Origin of the sequence: Desulfobacter sp., assembly GCA_028768525.1 — a bacterium.
Taxonomy (GTDB): Bacteria; Desulfobacterota; Desulfobacteria; order Desulfobacterales; family Desulfobacteraceae; genus Desulfobacter.
Genome location: CP054837.1, coordinates 1,734,556 through 1,747,559, shown reverse-complemented (window position 1 = coordinate 1,747,559; position 13,004 = coordinate 1,734,556). Strand labels below are relative to the sequence as shown.

Sequence of the window (13,004 nt, the reverse complement as noted above, 5' to 3'; positions counted from 1 at the left end):
ATTTTGGTGGACATGACAAATGGCTGAAAAATTAGTAGTTAAAGAGAATCTGATGCAGGGTGCCACGCAGGAGGAAAAACTTGCTGCCAAGTTTATCAACTGCGTTATGAAGGACGGCAAGAAAAATGCTGCCCGGAAGGTGGTTACCGATGCGTTGGTAATCGCCGAAGAAAAAATCGGCGAGCCGGCTCTGGATGTGTTCAAGAAAGCAATCGACAATATCAGGCCTTCTGTTGAGGTTAAATCAAGAAGGATCGGCGGGTCCACCTACCAAGTACCCACTGATATTAAACCCAGCAGGCAGACGGCCCTGGCATTCAGGTGGCTGATCACTTTCAGTCGGAGCCGGTCTGAAAAAGGCTATGCCAAAAAGCTGGCTGCTGAATTGCTTGACGCCTACAACCAGAGGGGTGGGGCGATTAAGAAAAAAGAAGATACACACAAAATGGCCGAAGCCAACAAGGCTTTCGCCCATTTCCGGTGGTAAATATTTTAAGGAATATCTTTACAACATTCCACAGGAGGAATACAGAAGATGGCTAAGGAGAAATTCGAGCGGACTAAACCGCATGTAAACATTGGTACTATCGGTCATATTGACCATGGCAAAACCACTCTGACTGCAGCAATTACCAAACTTGCTGGCCTGAAAGGCGACGGCGAGTTCGTTCCCTTCGATGAGATCGATAAGGCGCCCGAGGAAAGAGAACGCGGTATTACCATCGCTACTGCCCACGTTGAGTATGAAACCGATGCACGTCACTATGCACACGTTGACTGCCCGGGCCATGCCGACTATATCAAAAACATGATCACCGGTGCTGCTCAGATGGACGGCGCTGTCCTCGTTGTTTCCGCCGATGACGGCCCCATGCCCCAGACCCGTGAGCACATTCTGCTTGCCCGCCAGGTTGGTGTGCCCAAGATCGTTGTTTTCCTGAATAAATGTGACATGGTTGACGACGAAGAACTCATCGAGCTGGTAGAGATGGAGCTCCAGGAACTGCTGGATACCTATGAATTCCCCGGTGATGAAACACCCATCATCCGTGGTTCCGCCCTCAAGGCCCTTGAATGTGACGACCTTGAAGCCGAAGAAGCCAAACCCATTTTTGAACTGCTGGATACCCTTGACTCCTACGTTCCCGAACCCGAAAGAGATACCGAGAAAGCATTCCTGATGCCCATCGAAGACGTGTTCTCCATCTCCGGTCGTGGTACTGTTGTTACCGGTCGTATCGAACGTGGTATCATTAAAACCGGCGAAGAAATTGAAATCGTTGGTATCCGTGAAACTGCTAAAACTACTTGTACCGGCGTCGAAATGTTCCGGAAACTTCTGGACGAAGGTCAGGCTGGCGACAACGTTGGTCTGCTGCTCCGCGGTACCAAGCGTGATCAGGTAGAACGTGGCCAGGTTGTTTGTAAACCCGGTTCCATCAACCCTCACACCAAGTTTAAAGCTGAAATGTACGCCCTGTCCAAAGAAGAAGGCGGCCGTCATACTCCCTTCTTTACTGGTTACAGACCCCAGTTCTTCTTCAGAACCACTGACATCACAGGCGTTCTGACTCTGGAAGAAGGCGTTGAAATGATCATGCCTGGTGACAATGCCACCATCAACGTTGAGCTGATCAACCCCATCGCAATGGAAAAAGAACTCCGGTTCGCTATCCGTGAAGGTGGTCGTACTGTTGGTGCCGGCGTTGTCGGTGAAATTGTAGAATAAGAAAGAACTAACGATATGTTGAAGACTAAAATCAGAATTAGGCTCAAAGCTTATGACCATAAGCTGCTTGATCAGTCTTCAGTAGATATTGTTGATACAGCAAGGAAAACCGGCGCCAGAATAGTGGGGCCGGTTCCCCTTCCCACCCGTATCAATAAGTTTACTGTGCTGCGTTCCCCCCACGTGAATAAGAAATCCCGTGAGCAGTTTGAAATCAGAACGCACAAAAGAATGATGGATATTCTTGAGCCCACACAGCAGACTGTCGACGCACTGATGAAGCTGGATCTTTCCCCCGGCGTTGACGTTGAAATTAAATTATAGGTCATTAACAGGAACAAACAGATATGAGTGCATTAATTGGAAAGAAAATCGGGATGACCAATGTGTTTTCCTCCGATGGAAAACTCGTTCCTGTTACTGTGTTACAGGTCGGCCCCTGCGTGGTTACCCAGGTCAAAACTGAAGAGACTGACGGGTATACTGCACTGCAGCTCGGATTCGATGAGAAACCTGTAGAACGTTTGAATAAGCCCATTGCAGGGCATCTGAAGAAAGCAACTGACAAAGGGTTCAAAGTACTAAAAGAGTTCAGAACCGAAAATGTTGAGGATGTTGAAGCAGGTGCGGTTCTGGGTATTGATATGTTCTCCGTAGGTGACAAGGTCACTGTGACCGGGACCTCTAAGGGTCGCGGTTTTCAGGGTACCATTAAAAGACACGGATTCAGCCGTGGACCTGAAACCCATGGTAACAGAAACCACCGGAAACCCGGTTCAGTGGGCAACTCCGCCTGGCCAGGAAAAATTATTAAAGGCAAAAAAATGCCGGGCCACATGGGTGTAGATAAGACCACTGTGAAAAATCTCACCATTGTAGATATTAAGCACGACGATAATCTCCTTCTGGTCAAGGGCGCAGTCCCGGGCTTCAAAACAGGTGTTATCGAGGTGCGGAAAGCTGATGTAAAATAAAAAGTTTTTTCAGCGCCCCCAAAACATATATGCTTAAGGGCGCAGCATCAGTCTTGTAAAAGACAAAAACGCGGCTATGGGTATTGCAAACTTTTCGCAGTGATGCATAGTCGATCAAAAATTAAAGAGGAAGAATAATGGCTGCTGTAGATGTATTAAACAGTGCAGGCAATAAAGTGTCTGAAACAGAGCTGCCTGATGAAATTTTCAGCGTACCGGTCAAGACAAGCATTCTTCATGACGTAGTAAGATCCCAGCTCGTTGCAAAACGGGAAGGGACTGCTGCGTCTAAGACTCGTGGTATGGTAGCTGGCTCTACTAAAAAACTTTTCAGACAGAAAGGGACCGGCAATGCACGGGCAGGTTCCATCAAGTCGCCCCTTAGAAAAGGCGGCGGCGTGATTTTTGGCCCGTCCCAGCGTTCCTACGACATCAAGGTGCCCAAAAAAGTTCGGCGGCTCGCCCTTAAAATGGCGCTGAGCACCAAGCTGAATGACGAAAAGCTTTTTGTCATTGATGCCCTTGAACTTGAAGCGATCAAAACCAAAGCACTGGCAGAGATCCTCAAAACCCTCAATCTTGAAGACCTTCTCATCGTTTCCGATTCCGACGACGAGAAACTCCTTCTTTCTTCAAGAAACATTCCTGACGTTAAGGTGATCAAAACCGCAGGTCTGAATGTATATGACATCTTAAAGTTTAAAAACCTTCTGCTGGTGGAAACCAGTATCGAGAATATCAAGGGGAGGTTGAGCTAAAATGAGAGAATATGACATCCTCAGAGGACCTGTCGTCACTGAAAAAACAACCCTTCAAAAAGAACTTCACAACCAGATTACCTTTAAAGTAGACAAGCGGGCCAACCGTGTCGAAATCAAGGACGCTGTTGAGAAAGCCTTTAACACCCAGGTTAAGCAGGTCAGAACCGTACAGGTCAAAGGCAAAGTTAAACAGCGTGGCAGAATCATCGGTAAGAGAAACGACTGGAAAAAAGCCATCGTTACCCTGATGCCGGGACAGAGAATTGATTTTTTTGAAGGTGTTTAAAGAGGTATACATATGTCAACAATAGTTAAGACAAAACCGACTTCTCCAGGGAGACGTGCTCAGGAATACCTTTCTTTTGAAGAAATTACCAAGACCAAACCTGAACGGCGCCTGACCAAGAAGCTGAACAAACGGTCCGGCCGCAACTCCTACGGAAGAATTACCGCAAAACACAGAGGCGGCGGTGCAAAGAAAAAATATCGTATTATTGATTTCAAACGGGACAAGGACGGGATTCCGGCCAAGGTATCGGCCATCGAGTACGATCCCAACAGATCTGCCCGTATCGCCCTGCTGACCTATGCAGATGGTGAAAAGAGATACATCCTGGCTCCCCTGGATGTGAAAGTTGGCGATATTCTTGAAACCGGCCCTGAAGCGGATATCAAACCCGGTAACTGCCTGCCCCTGGAAAATATTCCCACAGGCACCCGGATTCATAATATCGAACTCAAGCAGAACAAAGGCGGCCAGATCGTCAGAAGTGCAGGCGGTTATGCCCGGCTTATGGCCAAAGAAGGCACTTACGCCCAGGTACTGCTTCCCTCCGGCGAAGTTCGGATGATCCATCTCCAGTGTAAAGCCACCATCGGTCGTGTAGGCAACGAAAAACACGGTGACGTGAGCATCGGTAAAGCCGGCCGTACCCGTTGGATGGGTAGAAGACCTTCTGTCAGAGGCGTGGCAATGAACCCGGTTGACCATCCCATGGGCGGCGGCGAAGGCCGGTCTTCAGGTGGTCGTCAGCCCTGTACACCCTGGGGCGTTCCCACCAAGGGTAAGAGAACCCGGAAGAATGCCAGAACGGATCAGTACATTGTTAAAAGAAGGGCTAAAAGAAAATAATAGGTGAATAATTATGCCAAGATCATTGAAAAAAGGACCTTATATCGCAACAGAACTGATGAAGAAAGTTCTGGACGCGCAGAAGTCCAACAGCAATAAAGTTATCAAAACCTGGTCTAGACGGTCTACCATTTTCCCTGAAATGGTTGGAATCACCTTTGCAGTGCACAACGGGAGAAAGTTCATCCCGGTATTCGTGACTGAAAACATGGTCGGCCATAAGCTTGGTGAATTTTCACCTACTAGAACCTATTGGGGTCATGCCGCGGACAAAAAAGCCAAAAAACGCTAATTGTCGGCACCATGATAGAGAGGAATAAGTAATGGAAGTTAAAGCAACCACAAGATATGCAAGGATTTCACCGTTCAAGCTCCGCCTGCCCATTTCCGAAATCAAGGGAAAAAATGCAGAACAGGCTTTGACGATGCTGAAGTTCATGCCGCTGAAAGCCGCAGGTATCATGTACAAGACCCTGCAGTCCGCCATTGCCAATGCTGAGCACAACAATGAGATGGACGTTGATAAGCTGGTAGTGAAAAACGTGATTGTAGATCATGGACCATCCATGAAACGGTTCAGGCCGCGGGCAAGGGGAAGAGCCTCCCGCATTTTGAAAAGAACCAGTCATATAACCGTGATTGTAGAAGAAACCGTCTAAACAAGGAGGAACAGGCTTGGGCCAGAAAGTACATCCTACCGGATTAAGATTAGGCATCATCAGGACTTGGGATTCCAGATGGTACGCGGACAAAGACTACGCAGCCTTTGTTGAAGAAGACTTCAAGGTCAGAAAGTTTCTGAAAAAGAAACTCTACCACGCCGGCGTCTCAAAAATTGAGATCGAAAGATTCTCAAAACAGATCAGACTGCGGGTGTTTGCCGCAAGACCCGGCATCATCATCGGCAAAAAAGGGTCTGAGATTGCCCTGCTCAAAAAAGAGCTGGAAAAAATGCTCAACCCCGATGTCCTGATTGATATCAAAGAAGTCAGAAGACCTGAGATTGACGCCCAGCTCGTGGCAGAAAATATTGCCAGCCAGCTGGAAAGAAGAATCGCATTCAGAAGAGCCATGAAAAGAAGCGTATCCTCAGCCATGAGATTCGGAGCCAAGGGTATTAAAATTATCTGCTCCGGCCGTCTGGGCGGCGCTGAAATGGCCAGGACCGAATGGTATAAAGAAGGGCGTATTCCCCTTCACACCCTGAGAGCTGATGTGGACTACGGTTTCACTGAAGCCAAAACTACCTACGGCACCATCGGTATTAAAACCTTCATCTTCAAAGGTGAAGTAGTGGGTCCTGGCGAGCAGGCTTTGGCGACTAAATAGAGGCGATGAGGAGATATTAGCAAATGCTGAGTCCAAAAAATGTTAAATTCCGTAAACAGTTCCGGGGCAGAACCAAAGGTACTCCCACCCGCGGTAACACCTTGAGCTTCGGCGACTACGGTCTCCAGGCCGTTGAATGCGGATATGTAAATGCAAGACAGATAGAAGCAGCCAGGGTTGCAATGACCAGAAAGGCCAAAAGACAGGGCAAAAGCTGGATCAGATTCTTCCCTGATCATCCCGTTACCAAAAAACCCGCCGAAGTCCGGATGGGTAAGGGTAAGGGTGCAACCGATGCGTGGGTAGCACGGGTAAAACCGGGCAAGATCCTTTACGAAATGGAAGGTGTCCCCAGAGAACTGGCTAGAGAAGCAATGCGGCTTGCTGCAAGAAAACTTTCCGTGAAAACCCGTTTTGTGGAGAGGAGTTAGTATTATGAAGGCCAGTGAAATCAGAGAAATGGATGCAGATCAGATTAAAGAAAAGCTTGTTGAGCTCAAAAAAGAACTTTTCAATCTTCGTTTCCAGAATGATGTTGGACAGCTCGAGAACACAGCTATGCTTTCGAATGTAAAGAAAGACATCGCCAGACTCTATACCATTTCCAAAGAAATGAACGTAACCATCAGCTAAGAGTTAACGACATGGAAAATAAAAAAAGTAACAAAAAAGAGCTTATCGGTCTGGTCGTATCCGACAAAATGGACAAGTCTATTGTTGTCCGGGTTGAAAGATTTGTTCAGCACAAGGTGTATAAAAAATACATCAAACGCTACAAAAACTACCACGCACACGATGAGAACAACCAGTGCAACATCGGCGATGAGGTAAAAATCATCGAAACCAGACCTTTGAGCAAGCTGAAACATTTCCGGGTAACCGAGATTGTTAAAAAAGCGGTTTAGTTTTTAAGGAGTTCAATTATGATTCAGAGTGAAACCAGACTGACTGTCGCCGACAACTCAGGGGCCAAGGAATTGTACTGCATCAAGGTGCTGGGCGGATCCAAAAGACGTTATGCCAGCATTGGAGATATTATTGTTGTTTCCGTAAAGGAAGCCATTCCCAATTCCAAGGTCAGCAAAGGTGACATTGTTCAGGCCGTTATCGTACGGACCAAAAAAGAGATTGCCCGGCCGGATGGGTCTTCCATCAGATTTGATGACAATTCCGCGGTTGTGCTTAACAAAAACAATGAACCGGTGGGTACCCGTATTTTCGGCCCGGTGGCCAGGGAACTGAGAGCAAAGCGGTTTATGAAAATCGTGTCCCTTGCTCCTGACGTACTTTAATACCGGGACAGTGGAGAATATAAAGTATGAAAATCAGAATTAAAAAAGATGACAAGGTAAAAGTTCTCACCGGTAAAGACAAAGGCAAAATCGGTAAGGTGCTCAAGGTCGTAAAAAAGACCAACCGGGTCGTCGTTGAAAACATTAACGTTGTAAAGGTTCACCAGCGTCCCACACAGGCCAATCCCCAGGGCGGCATCGTGGAAAAGGCAATGCCCATCCACGTATCCAACCTGATGCTCATGTGCAACTCCTGTGTGAAACCGACCCGCATCGGAATCAAAGAGCTGGAAGATGGTAAACGGGTTCGAATCTGCAAAAAATGCGACCAGCAGATCGACGCATAAGCAACAGCCGGAGAGAATAGATGACTACGCTTAAGGAAAAATATACCAACGAGGTCGCTCCTGCACTGACTGAAGAGTTCAAATACAGCAACCAGTGCCAGGTGCCCAAGTTGGAAAAAATTGTTTTGAACATGGGGCTGGGCGAAGCTGTCCGCAATCCCAAGATTGTTGAATCCGCCGCCCAGGAACTTACCCTGATCGCCGGTCAGAAAGCCGTAATCACCCGGGCTAAAAAGCCCATCGCGAACTTCAAGCTTCGTGCCGATCTTCCCATTGGATGCAAGGTAACCCTTCGCCGGGAAAAAATGTATGATTTCATGGACAGACTGATCAACATTGCACTTCCCCGTGTAAGGGATTTCCGCGGGATTTCCGGAAAGGCTTTTGACGGCCGGGGGAACTACAGCTTGGGGATCACCGAGCACATCATTTTCCCTGAGATCGACTATGATAAGACCGACAGCATCAAGGGTCTCAATATTACGGTTGTAACCACAGCCAAAACCGATGAAGAAGGGAAAGCGTTCCTCAAACTCATGGGAATGCCCTTCAAAAACTAGGATCCAAAGGAGGAGAGCTTGGCTAAAAAAGCTTTAATCGCAAAGGCACAGAGGAAACCCAAATTTGGTGTGCGGGCGTATAACAGGTGCCCCTTATGCGGTAGACCAAGAGCATTTATCAGAAAAGCTGGTATCTGCAGAATCTGTTTTAGAACACTTGCCTCTGAAGGCAAACTTCCCGGCGTTACCAAATCATCCTGGTAATCAAACGGATTCTGAACGAAATTTTATTATCAGCGGATTTTAAGGAGAATTACAAATGGCAATTAGTGATCCAATTGCAGACATGCTGACAAGCATCAGAAACGGTGGCAAAGCAGGTCTGGCCAAAGTGGATATCCCCGGATCTAAGGTTAAACTTGAGATGGTGCGGGTGCTTAAGGAACAAGGGTATATCAAAGACTTCAAATTCCTTGAAAATGAGACACAGGGTGTTATCCGTGTGTACCTCAAATATGTTTCCGAAGGGAACCCGACAATCTTTGGTATCCAGCGCGTGAGCAAACCCTCCTGCAGGGTTTACTCCAAGTCTAAGAACATTAAGCCGGTATTAAACGGCCTGGGTATATCCATCATTTCAACTTCCAAGGGGTTGATGACCGACAAGCAGGCTAAAGAAGCGAACGTCGGCGGTGAAATTCTTTGTAACGTTTGGTAGGACAGGAGTAGAGAATGTCAAGAATAGGAAAACAGCCGGTCCAGCTTCCCGATAAGGTCCAAGTTACCCTTGATGGTGATACGATTAACGTTAAAGGCCCCAAGGGCGCCCTGGATCGTAAGGTACATCCGGCAATCGATATCGATATCAATGACAACGTGTTGACCGTAACCACCGACACGTCTGACAAAAAGAAAGTGGCGCTCCAGGGCCTGTTTAGATCTTTGATCTTCAACATGGTACACGGCGTCACCACAGGATACGAAAAAAAGCTGGTGCTTTCCGGTATCGGGTACCGCGCAGAAACCAAGGGCAAGGCCCTGGTACTCAACGTGGGTTACTCCAATCCGGTAGAATTTGATCTTCCCGAAGGTGTTGCCGCTGCAGTGGACAAAAACGTGGAAGTGACTCTCACCAGTATTGATAAAGAGCTTTTGGGCCAGGCTGCCGCCAATATCAGGGCCATCAGACCCCCCGAGCCTTACAAGGGCAAGGGCATTATGTATGCTGATGAGCGGATTATAAGAAAAGCCGGTAAAACTGCTGGTAAAGATTAATAGGTGAGGAATTAAAACAATGGGAAATACATCACCAAGGCTTAAAGCCAGGCTTAAGAGAAAAAAACGGATCAGAAAGAATATTTTCGGTAATCAGGATCGTCCCAGACTGAGCGTGTTCAGAAGTGCAAAGCACATCTACGCGCAGATCGTTGACGACACCAAAGGGGTTACCCTTGTTGCCGCATCTACTTTGGACCCAGAGTACAAAGATGCCCCTGTTGAAGGTAAAAAACAGGATGTTGCAAAGGCGGTTGGAACCCTCATCGGCAAGAGAGCTCTTGATAAAGGAATTAAAAAAGTGGTTCTGGACAGGAACGGCTTCCTTTATCACGGACGTGTAAAAGCGCTTTCAGACGGGGCCCGTGAAGCCGGTCTTGAATTCTAATTAAGGAGGAACACCCTTGGCAAGACAACAACAGCAGATGGAAGATACAGGTTTAATCGATAAGGTCGTCAGGATCAACCGGGTTGCCAAAGTCGTAAAAGGCGGCCGGAACTTCACCTTCACCGCACTGGTGGTTGTAGGCGACGGCGAAGGCTCTGTGGGATACGGCCTGGGCAAGGCCAAAGAGGTCCCCGAAGCCATTAAAAAAGGCATGGAAAAAGCCAAACGGAATATGGTCAAGGTAGCGCTTCTCAATGGTACTGTACCCTACGAAGTGCTTGGCCATGCAGGTTCCGGACGGGTGATGCTCAAACCGGCATCCCCCGGTACCGGCCTGATTGCCGGCGGCGGTATCCGCGCGGTCCTTGAGGCTGCCGGTGTGACCGATATTCTGACCAAATGTATTGGTTCTCACAACACACAGAACATCGTCAGAGCGACCATGGCAGGGCTTACCTCTTTGTGCACCAAAGAAGAAGTTGCCAAAAAACGCGGTCTCAAACCCGAAGAGATATAAAGAGGCAGATAATGGCTAAAATCAAGATTACACAGATTAAGAGCACAATCGGGCGTCCTGCCAAGCACGGACGGATCATCCGCTCCCTGGGTATCAGAAAGATGCACCAGACCGTAGAGCACGAAAATACCCCCGTGATCATGGGGCAGGTGAACAAAGTTTCTCACCTGTTGAAAGTAGAGGAGGCATAAGGATGCAGCTTCATGACCTTGCTCCTGCTCCCGGAAGCAGAAAAAATAGAAAAAGAGTCGGCCGCGGTCCCGGTTCCGGAATGGGTAAAACCTCCACCAGGGGACACAAGGGCCTGAAAGCCCGTTCCGGCGGATCAGTCCGCCCCGGTTTCGAAGGCGGCCAGATGCCCATTTACCGGCGTCTGCCCAAACGTGGATTCAAAAACATCTTCAAAACAAATAATGCCGTTCTTAACGTAAAAGATCTGGACCGTTTTGAAGATGGCACTGTCATCGACATTGACGCCCTCAGGGGCGAAGGCCTGGTTAAAGGCGTAGTCGACGGCGTCAAAATCCTTGGTGACGGCGAGCTTTCCAAAAAGTTCACCCTCAAAAACATACTGGTTTCAAAAACCGCCCGGGAAAAGATTGAATCTGCCGGCGGCAGCATTGAATAACAACACCACTCAAGGAATGATATAGATGATCGAGAACAGCTATCAGAATCTGTTTAAACTTCCTGAACTCAAACGGAAACTCCTGGTTACCCTGGCCCTGCTTTTTGTTTACCGGGTCGGGATCCACGTTCCCACCCCCGGCATTGACGGGGCAGCTTTGGAATCTTTCTTTGCTGCGGCTTCAGGTACCTTATTCTCAATGTTTAACATGTTCTCGGGGGGGGCGCTGGAACGGCTGAGTATTTTTGCCCTGGGTATTATGCCCTATATCAGTGCCTCCATCATCTTGGAGTTGATGACTGTTGTAATCCCCCACCTTGAGCAGTTGAAAAAGGAAGGGGATGCCGGACGGAAAAAGAAAACCCAATATACCAGATACGGTACAGTACTCCTGAGTGTCATTCAGGGGTTCGGCATTGCTGTGGGGCTGGAGTCCATGACTTCCCCCGCAGGGGTGCCCATCGTACCTTACCCCGGCTGGGGATTCAGACTGATTACCATTATCACTCTGACTGCCGGTACGGCCTTTATCATGTGGCTGGGTGAACAGATCACCGAGCGGGGCATCGGCAACGGGATATCATTGATCATTTTTGCAGGTATCGTGGCTAATATGCCCTCTGCCATCGGCAACACCATCAGGCTGCTGAGCACCGGTGAAATGGGGATCTTCTCCATCATCATCCTGCTGGTCATGATGATCGCTGTTGTCGCCGCCATCATTTTTATGGAACAGGCCCAGCGCAGAATACCGGTGCATTATGCCAAACGTGTGGTGGGCAGGAAGATGTACGGAGGGCAGACCTCGCATCTGCCGTTGAAAATCAACACCTCCGGCGTTATCCCGCCGATTTTTGCATCGTCCATCATCATGTTTCCCACAACATTGGCCCAGTTTACAAACATGCCTGTCATGCAGACGGTGGCGGCCATGTTCAGCCCTGGCACCATCTGGTACTACATCCTTTATATCGGGTTTATCATTTTCTTCTGCTTCTTTTACACGGCAGTTCAGTTCAACCCCGAAGATGTGGCGGAAAACATGAAAAAGAACGGTGGGTACATTCCCGGCATTCGTCCGGGTAAACGGACCGCAGAATACATTGACAAGGTGCTGACCCGGATAACGGTCGGCGGCGCCCTCTACGTTTCTGCCGTCTGTGTACTGCCCACCATGCTGATCAGTAAATTTAACATACCGTTTTATTTCGGCGGCACTGCCCTCCTGATTGTTGTGGGTGTCTCCATAGACACCATTTCCCAGATTGAATCTCACCTCATCACCGGTAACTACGATGGATTCCTGGGACGGTCAGGGGCAAAACGGATTAAGGGTAGGTCCTGATTAACCCATTCACAAAGGAGATGACTTAAGATTATGGCAAAAGAAGAGCCCATCAAAGTCGACGGGAAAGTCCTTGAAACGCTTCCCAATGCCATGTTCAGAGTGGAGCTTGAAAACGGCCACGTTCTGTTGGCCCACATATCTGGGAAAATGAGGATGCACTTTATTAAGATTCTTCCCGGTGACAAAGTAACCGTGGAAATATCGCCCTATGATCTGAGCCGCGGCAGAATAACGTACAGATATAAATAAATTATAAAGATATTAGAGACTAGGAGCAAATAGATGAAAGTAAGAGCATCTGTTAAAAAAATTTGTAGGGACTGCAAAGTCATCAAACGGCGCGGCGTCATTCGAGTGATCTGCGTTAACAAGCGTCACAAACAGCGTCAGGGATAGGGGGAGAGAACATTGGCACGTATTGCAGGTGTAGATTTACCGAGAGACAAGCATGCATGGATCGCTTTAACCTATATCTACGGTATCGGACGCAGCAGATCCAAAATGATACTGGACAAAACCGGTATCGAACATACAACCAAGGCCGGTGACCTGACCGAAGAGCAGGTAAATGAGATCAGGAAGGTTATCGACGCCGAATTCAAGGTGGAAGGTGAACTTCGTTCCGAGGTTTCCATGAACATCAAACGGCTCATGGACCTTGGCTGCTACAGGGGCCTCCGCCACCGTAAAGGCCTTCCCTGCCACGGACAGCGGACCAGCACCAACGCAAGAACCCGTAAAGGTCCCAAACGCGCGGCTGTTAAGAAGAAAAAATAGGCCACTT

Annotated in this window: 27 protein-coding genes; all 27 read left to right on the top strand. The window is 48.3% G+C overall.

Annotated elements, in window-relative coordinates:
* The first annotated feature begins 19 nt into the window (after positions 1 to 19).
* Positions 20 to 487, top strand: coding sequence for a 30S ribosomal protein S7 (rpsG, locus tag HUN04_08075; GenBank protein WDP89679.1), 468 nt, complete (start codon positions 20 to 22; stop codon positions 485 to 487).
* 48 nt (positions 488 to 535) lie between these two features.
* Positions 536 to 1,729 carry an elongation factor Tu gene (gene tuf, locus HUN04_08070; GenBank protein WDP89678.1) on the top strand — a complete coding sequence of 398 codons (1,194 nt, stop codon included), beginning with the start codon at positions 536 to 538 and terminating at the stop codon, positions 1,727 to 1,729.
* 15 nt (positions 1,730 to 1,744) lie between these two features.
* Positions 1,745 to 2,053, top strand: a complete 309-nt coding sequence (gene rpsJ / locus HUN04_08065; GenBank protein ID WDP89677.1) for a 30S ribosomal protein S10 — start codon at positions 1,745 to 1,747, stop codon at positions 2,051 to 2,053.
* Between the two features lie 23 nt (positions 2,054 to 2,076).
* Positions 2,077 to 2,703: a 50S ribosomal protein L3 gene (rplC, locus tag HUN04_08060; GenBank protein WDP89676.1), complete on the top strand. Its 627-nt coding sequence runs from the start codon at positions 2,077 to 2,079 to the stop codon at positions 2,701 to 2,703.
* Between the two features lie 137 nt (positions 2,704 to 2,840).
* Complete coding sequence (gene rplD / locus HUN04_08055) at positions 2,841 to 3,461, top strand: 50S ribosomal protein L4 (GenBank protein ID WDP89675.1); 621 nt, start codon at positions 2,841 to 2,843, stop codon at positions 3,459 to 3,461.
* A gap of 1 nt (position 3,462) precedes the next feature.
* Entirely contained in the window at positions 3,463 to 3,750 is a 288-nt protein-coding gene (gene rplW / locus HUN04_08050; protein ID WDP89674.1) for a 50S ribosomal protein L23, read from the top strand.
* 12 nt (positions 3,751 to 3,762) lie between these two features.
* Positions 3,763 to 4,596: a 50S ribosomal protein L2 gene (gene rplB, locus HUN04_08045; GenBank protein WDP89673.1), complete on the top strand. Its 834-nt coding sequence runs from the start codon at positions 3,763 to 3,765 to the stop codon at positions 4,594 to 4,596.
* Positions 4,597 to 4,609: 13 nt separating this feature from the next.
* Positions 4,610 to 4,888: a 30S ribosomal protein S19 gene (gene rpsS / locus HUN04_08040; GenBank protein WDP89672.1), complete on the top strand. Its 279-nt coding sequence runs from the start codon at positions 4,610 to 4,612 to the stop codon at positions 4,886 to 4,888.
* Between the two features lie 31 nt (positions 4,889 to 4,919).
* A complete protein-coding gene (gene rplV / locus HUN04_08035; protein ID WDP89671.1) occupies positions 4,920 to 5,255 on the top strand; it encodes a 50S ribosomal protein L22 in 336 nt (111 codons plus the stop codon).
* A 16-nt stretch (positions 5,256 to 5,271) separates the two neighbouring features.
* The gene (gene rpsC, locus HUN04_08030; GenBank protein ID WDP89670.1) at positions 5,272 to 5,925 is read left to right on the top strand and encodes a 30S ribosomal protein S3; all 654 of its coding nucleotides are present in this window, start codon (positions 5,272 to 5,274) and stop codon (positions 5,923 to 5,925) included.
* Positions 5,926 to 5,948: 23 nt separating this feature from the next.
* A complete protein-coding gene (gene rplP / locus HUN04_08025; GenBank protein WDP89669.1) occupies positions 5,949 to 6,356 on the top strand; it encodes a 50S ribosomal protein L16 in 408 nt (135 codons plus the stop codon).
* A 4-nt stretch (positions 6,357 to 6,360) separates the two neighbouring features.
* Positions 6,361 to 6,558, top strand: coding sequence for a 50S ribosomal protein L29 (rpmC, locus tag HUN04_08020; protein ID WDP89668.1), 198 nt, complete (start codon positions 6,361 to 6,363; stop codon positions 6,556 to 6,558).
* An 11-nt stretch (positions 6,559 to 6,569) separates the two neighbouring features.
* Complete coding sequence (gene rpsQ / locus HUN04_08015) at positions 6,570 to 6,830, top strand: 30S ribosomal protein S17 (protein WDP89667.1); 261 nt, start codon at positions 6,570 to 6,572, stop codon at positions 6,828 to 6,830.
* An 18-nt stretch (positions 6,831 to 6,848) separates the two neighbouring features.
* A complete protein-coding gene (gene rplN / locus HUN04_08010) occupies positions 6,849 to 7,217 on the top strand; it encodes a 50S ribosomal protein L14 (protein WDP89666.1) in 369 nt (122 codons plus the stop codon).
* A gap of 32 nt (positions 7,218 to 7,249) precedes the next feature.
* Complete coding sequence (locus HUN04_08005; protein ID WDP93207.1) at positions 7,250 to 7,564, top strand: 50S ribosomal protein L24; 315 nt, start codon at positions 7,250 to 7,252, stop codon at positions 7,562 to 7,564.
* Positions 7,565 to 7,584: 20 nt separating this feature from the next.
* Positions 7,585 to 8,124 carry a 50S ribosomal protein L5 gene (gene rplE / locus HUN04_08000; protein ID WDP89665.1) on the top strand — a complete coding sequence of 180 codons (540 nt, stop codon included), beginning with the start codon at positions 7,585 to 7,587 and terminating at the stop codon, positions 8,122 to 8,124.
* 18 nt (positions 8,125 to 8,142) lie between these two features.
* On the top strand, positions 8,143 to 8,328 hold the full coding sequence (locus HUN04_07995) for a type Z 30S ribosomal protein S14 (protein ID WDP89664.1): 186 nt from the start codon (positions 8,143 to 8,145) through the stop codon (positions 8,326 to 8,328).
* A gap of 55 nt (positions 8,329 to 8,383) precedes the next feature.
* On the top strand, positions 8,384 to 8,782 hold the full coding sequence (gene rpsH / locus HUN04_07990; GenBank protein ID WDP89663.1) for a 30S ribosomal protein S8: 399 nt from the start codon (positions 8,384 to 8,386) through the stop codon (positions 8,780 to 8,782).
* 14 nt (positions 8,783 to 8,796) lie between these two features.
* Positions 8,797 to 9,339, top strand: a complete 543-nt coding sequence (rplF, locus tag HUN04_07985; GenBank protein ID WDP89662.1) for a 50S ribosomal protein L6 — start codon at positions 8,797 to 8,799, stop codon at positions 9,337 to 9,339.
* A 19-nt stretch (positions 9,340 to 9,358) separates the two neighbouring features.
* Entirely contained in the window at positions 9,359 to 9,727 is a 369-nt protein-coding gene (locus tag HUN04_07980; GenBank protein ID WDP89661.1) for a 50S ribosomal protein L18, read from the top strand.
* Between the two features lie 37 nt (positions 9,728 to 9,764).
* Complete coding sequence (gene rpsE / locus HUN04_07975; GenBank protein ID WDP93206.1) at positions 9,765 to 10,244, top strand: 30S ribosomal protein S5; 480 nt, start codon at positions 9,765 to 9,767, stop codon at positions 10,242 to 10,244.
* On the top strand, positions 10,127 to 10,435 hold the full coding sequence (gene rpmD, locus HUN04_07970) for a 50S ribosomal protein L30 (GenBank protein WDP89660.1): 309 nt from the start codon (positions 10,127 to 10,129) through the stop codon (positions 10,433 to 10,435). The genes rpsE and rpmD overlap by 118 nt, the downstream gene beginning before the upstream one ends.
* A gap of 2 nt (positions 10,436 to 10,437) precedes the next feature.
* Complete coding sequence (rplO, locus tag HUN04_07965; GenBank protein WDP89659.1) at positions 10,438 to 10,872, top strand: 50S ribosomal protein L15; 435 nt, start codon at positions 10,438 to 10,440, stop codon at positions 10,870 to 10,872.
* 25 nt (positions 10,873 to 10,897) lie between these two features.
* On the top strand, positions 10,898 to 12,217 hold the full coding sequence (gene secY, locus HUN04_07960) for a preprotein translocase subunit SecY (protein WDP89658.1): 1,320 nt from the start codon (positions 10,898 to 10,900) through the stop codon (positions 12,215 to 12,217).
* A gap of 33 nt (positions 12,218 to 12,250) precedes the next feature.
* Positions 12,251 to 12,469, top strand: a complete 219-nt coding sequence (gene infA / locus HUN04_07955; protein ID WDP89657.1) for a translation initiation factor IF-1 — start codon at positions 12,251 to 12,253, stop codon at positions 12,467 to 12,469.
* 33 nt (positions 12,470 to 12,502) lie between these two features.
* Positions 12,503 to 12,616: a 50S ribosomal protein L36 gene (gene rpmJ / locus HUN04_07950; GenBank protein WDP89656.1), complete on the top strand. Its 114-nt coding sequence runs from the start codon at positions 12,503 to 12,505 to the stop codon at positions 12,614 to 12,616.
* 12 nt (positions 12,617 to 12,628) lie between these two features.
* On the top strand, positions 12,629 to 12,997 hold the full coding sequence (gene rpsM, locus HUN04_07945) for a 30S ribosomal protein S13 (protein WDP89655.1): 369 nt from the start codon (positions 12,629 to 12,631) through the stop codon (positions 12,995 to 12,997).
* The last annotated feature ends 7 nt before the right edge of the window (positions 12,998 to 13,004 follow it).

What these genes read in the sequence shown, in the direction of transcription:
- rplP (WDP89669.1), top strand. Translation starts at nt 5,949, where the DNA reads ATGCTGAGTCCAAAAAATGTTAAATTCCGTAAACAGTTCCGGGGCAGA.
- rpmJ (WDP89656.1), top strand. Translation starts at nt 12,503, where the DNA reads ATGAAAGTAAGAGCATCTGTTAAAAAAATTTGTAGGGACTGCAAAGTC.
- rplD (WDP89675.1), top strand. Translation starts at nt 2,841, where the DNA reads ATGGCTGCTGTAGATGTATTAAACAGTGCAGGCAATAAAGTGTCTGAA.
- secY (WDP89658.1), top strand. Translation starts at nt 10,898, where the DNA reads ATGATCGAGAACAGCTATCAGAATCTGTTTAAACTTCCTGAACTCAAA.
- rpsH (WDP89663.1), top strand. Translation starts at nt 8,384, where the DNA reads ATGGCAATTAGTGATCCAATTGCAGACATGCTGACAAGCATCAGAAAC.
- rpsE (WDP93206.1), top strand. Translation starts at nt 9,765, where the DNA reads ATGGAAGATACAGGTTTAATCGATAAGGTCGTCAGGATCAACCGGGTT.
- rplC (WDP89676.1), top strand. Translation starts at nt 2,077, where the DNA reads ATGAGTGCATTAATTGGAAAGAAAATCGGGATGACCAATGTGTTTTCC.
- rplB (WDP89673.1), top strand. Translation starts at nt 3,763, where the DNA reads ATGTCAACAATAGTTAAGACAAAACCGACTTCTCCAGGGAGACGTGCT.
- rpsG (WDP89679.1), top strand. Translation starts at nt 20, where the DNA reads ATGGCTGAAAAATTAGTAGTTAAAGAGAATCTGATGCAGGGTGCCACG.
- rpmC (WDP89668.1), top strand. Translation starts at nt 6,361, where the DNA reads ATGAAGGCCAGTGAAATCAGAGAAATGGATGCAGATCAGATTAAAGAA.
- rpsJ (WDP89677.1), top strand. Translation starts at nt 1,745, where the DNA reads ATGTTGAAGACTAAAATCAGAATTAGGCTCAAAGCTTATGACCATAAG.
- rplE (WDP89665.1), top strand. Translation starts at nt 7,585, where the DNA reads ATGACTACGCTTAAGGAAAAATATACCAACGAGGTCGCTCCTGCACTG.
- infA (WDP89657.1), top strand. Translation starts at nt 12,251, where the DNA reads ATGGCAAAAGAAGAGCCCATCAAAGTCGACGGGAAAGTCCTTGAAACG.
- rplN (WDP89666.1), top strand. Translation starts at nt 6,849, where the DNA reads ATGATTCAGAGTGAAACCAGACTGACTGTCGCCGACAACTCAGGGGCC.
- rplO (WDP89659.1), top strand. Translation starts at nt 10,438, where the DNA reads ATGCAGCTTCATGACCTTGCTCCTGCTCCCGGAAGCAGAAAAAATAGA.
- rpsS (WDP89672.1), top strand. Translation starts at nt 4,610, where the DNA reads ATGCCAAGATCATTGAAAAAAGGACCTTATATCGCAACAGAACTGATG.
- rplF (WDP89662.1), top strand. Translation starts at nt 8,797, where the DNA reads ATGTCAAGAATAGGAAAACAGCCGGTCCAGCTTCCCGATAAGGTCCAA.
- rpsQ (WDP89667.1), top strand. Translation starts at nt 6,570, where the DNA reads ATGGAAAATAAAAAAAGTAACAAAAAAGAGCTTATCGGTCTGGTCGTA.
- rpmD (WDP89660.1), top strand. Translation starts at nt 10,127, where the DNA reads ATGTATTGGTTCTCACAACACACAGAACATCGTCAGAGCGACCATGGC.
- rplW (WDP89674.1), top strand. Translation starts at nt 3,463, where the DNA reads ATGAGAGAATATGACATCCTCAGAGGACCTGTCGTCACTGAAAAAACA.
- tuf (WDP89678.1), top strand. Translation starts at nt 536, where the DNA reads ATGGCTAAGGAGAAATTCGAGCGGACTAAACCGCATGTAAACATTGGT.
- rplV (WDP89671.1), top strand. Translation starts at nt 4,920, where the DNA reads ATGGAAGTTAAAGCAACCACAAGATATGCAAGGATTTCACCGTTCAAG.
- HUN04_07980 (WDP89661.1), top strand. Translation starts at nt 9,359, where the DNA reads ATGGGAAATACATCACCAAGGCTTAAAGCCAGGCTTAAGAGAAAAAAA.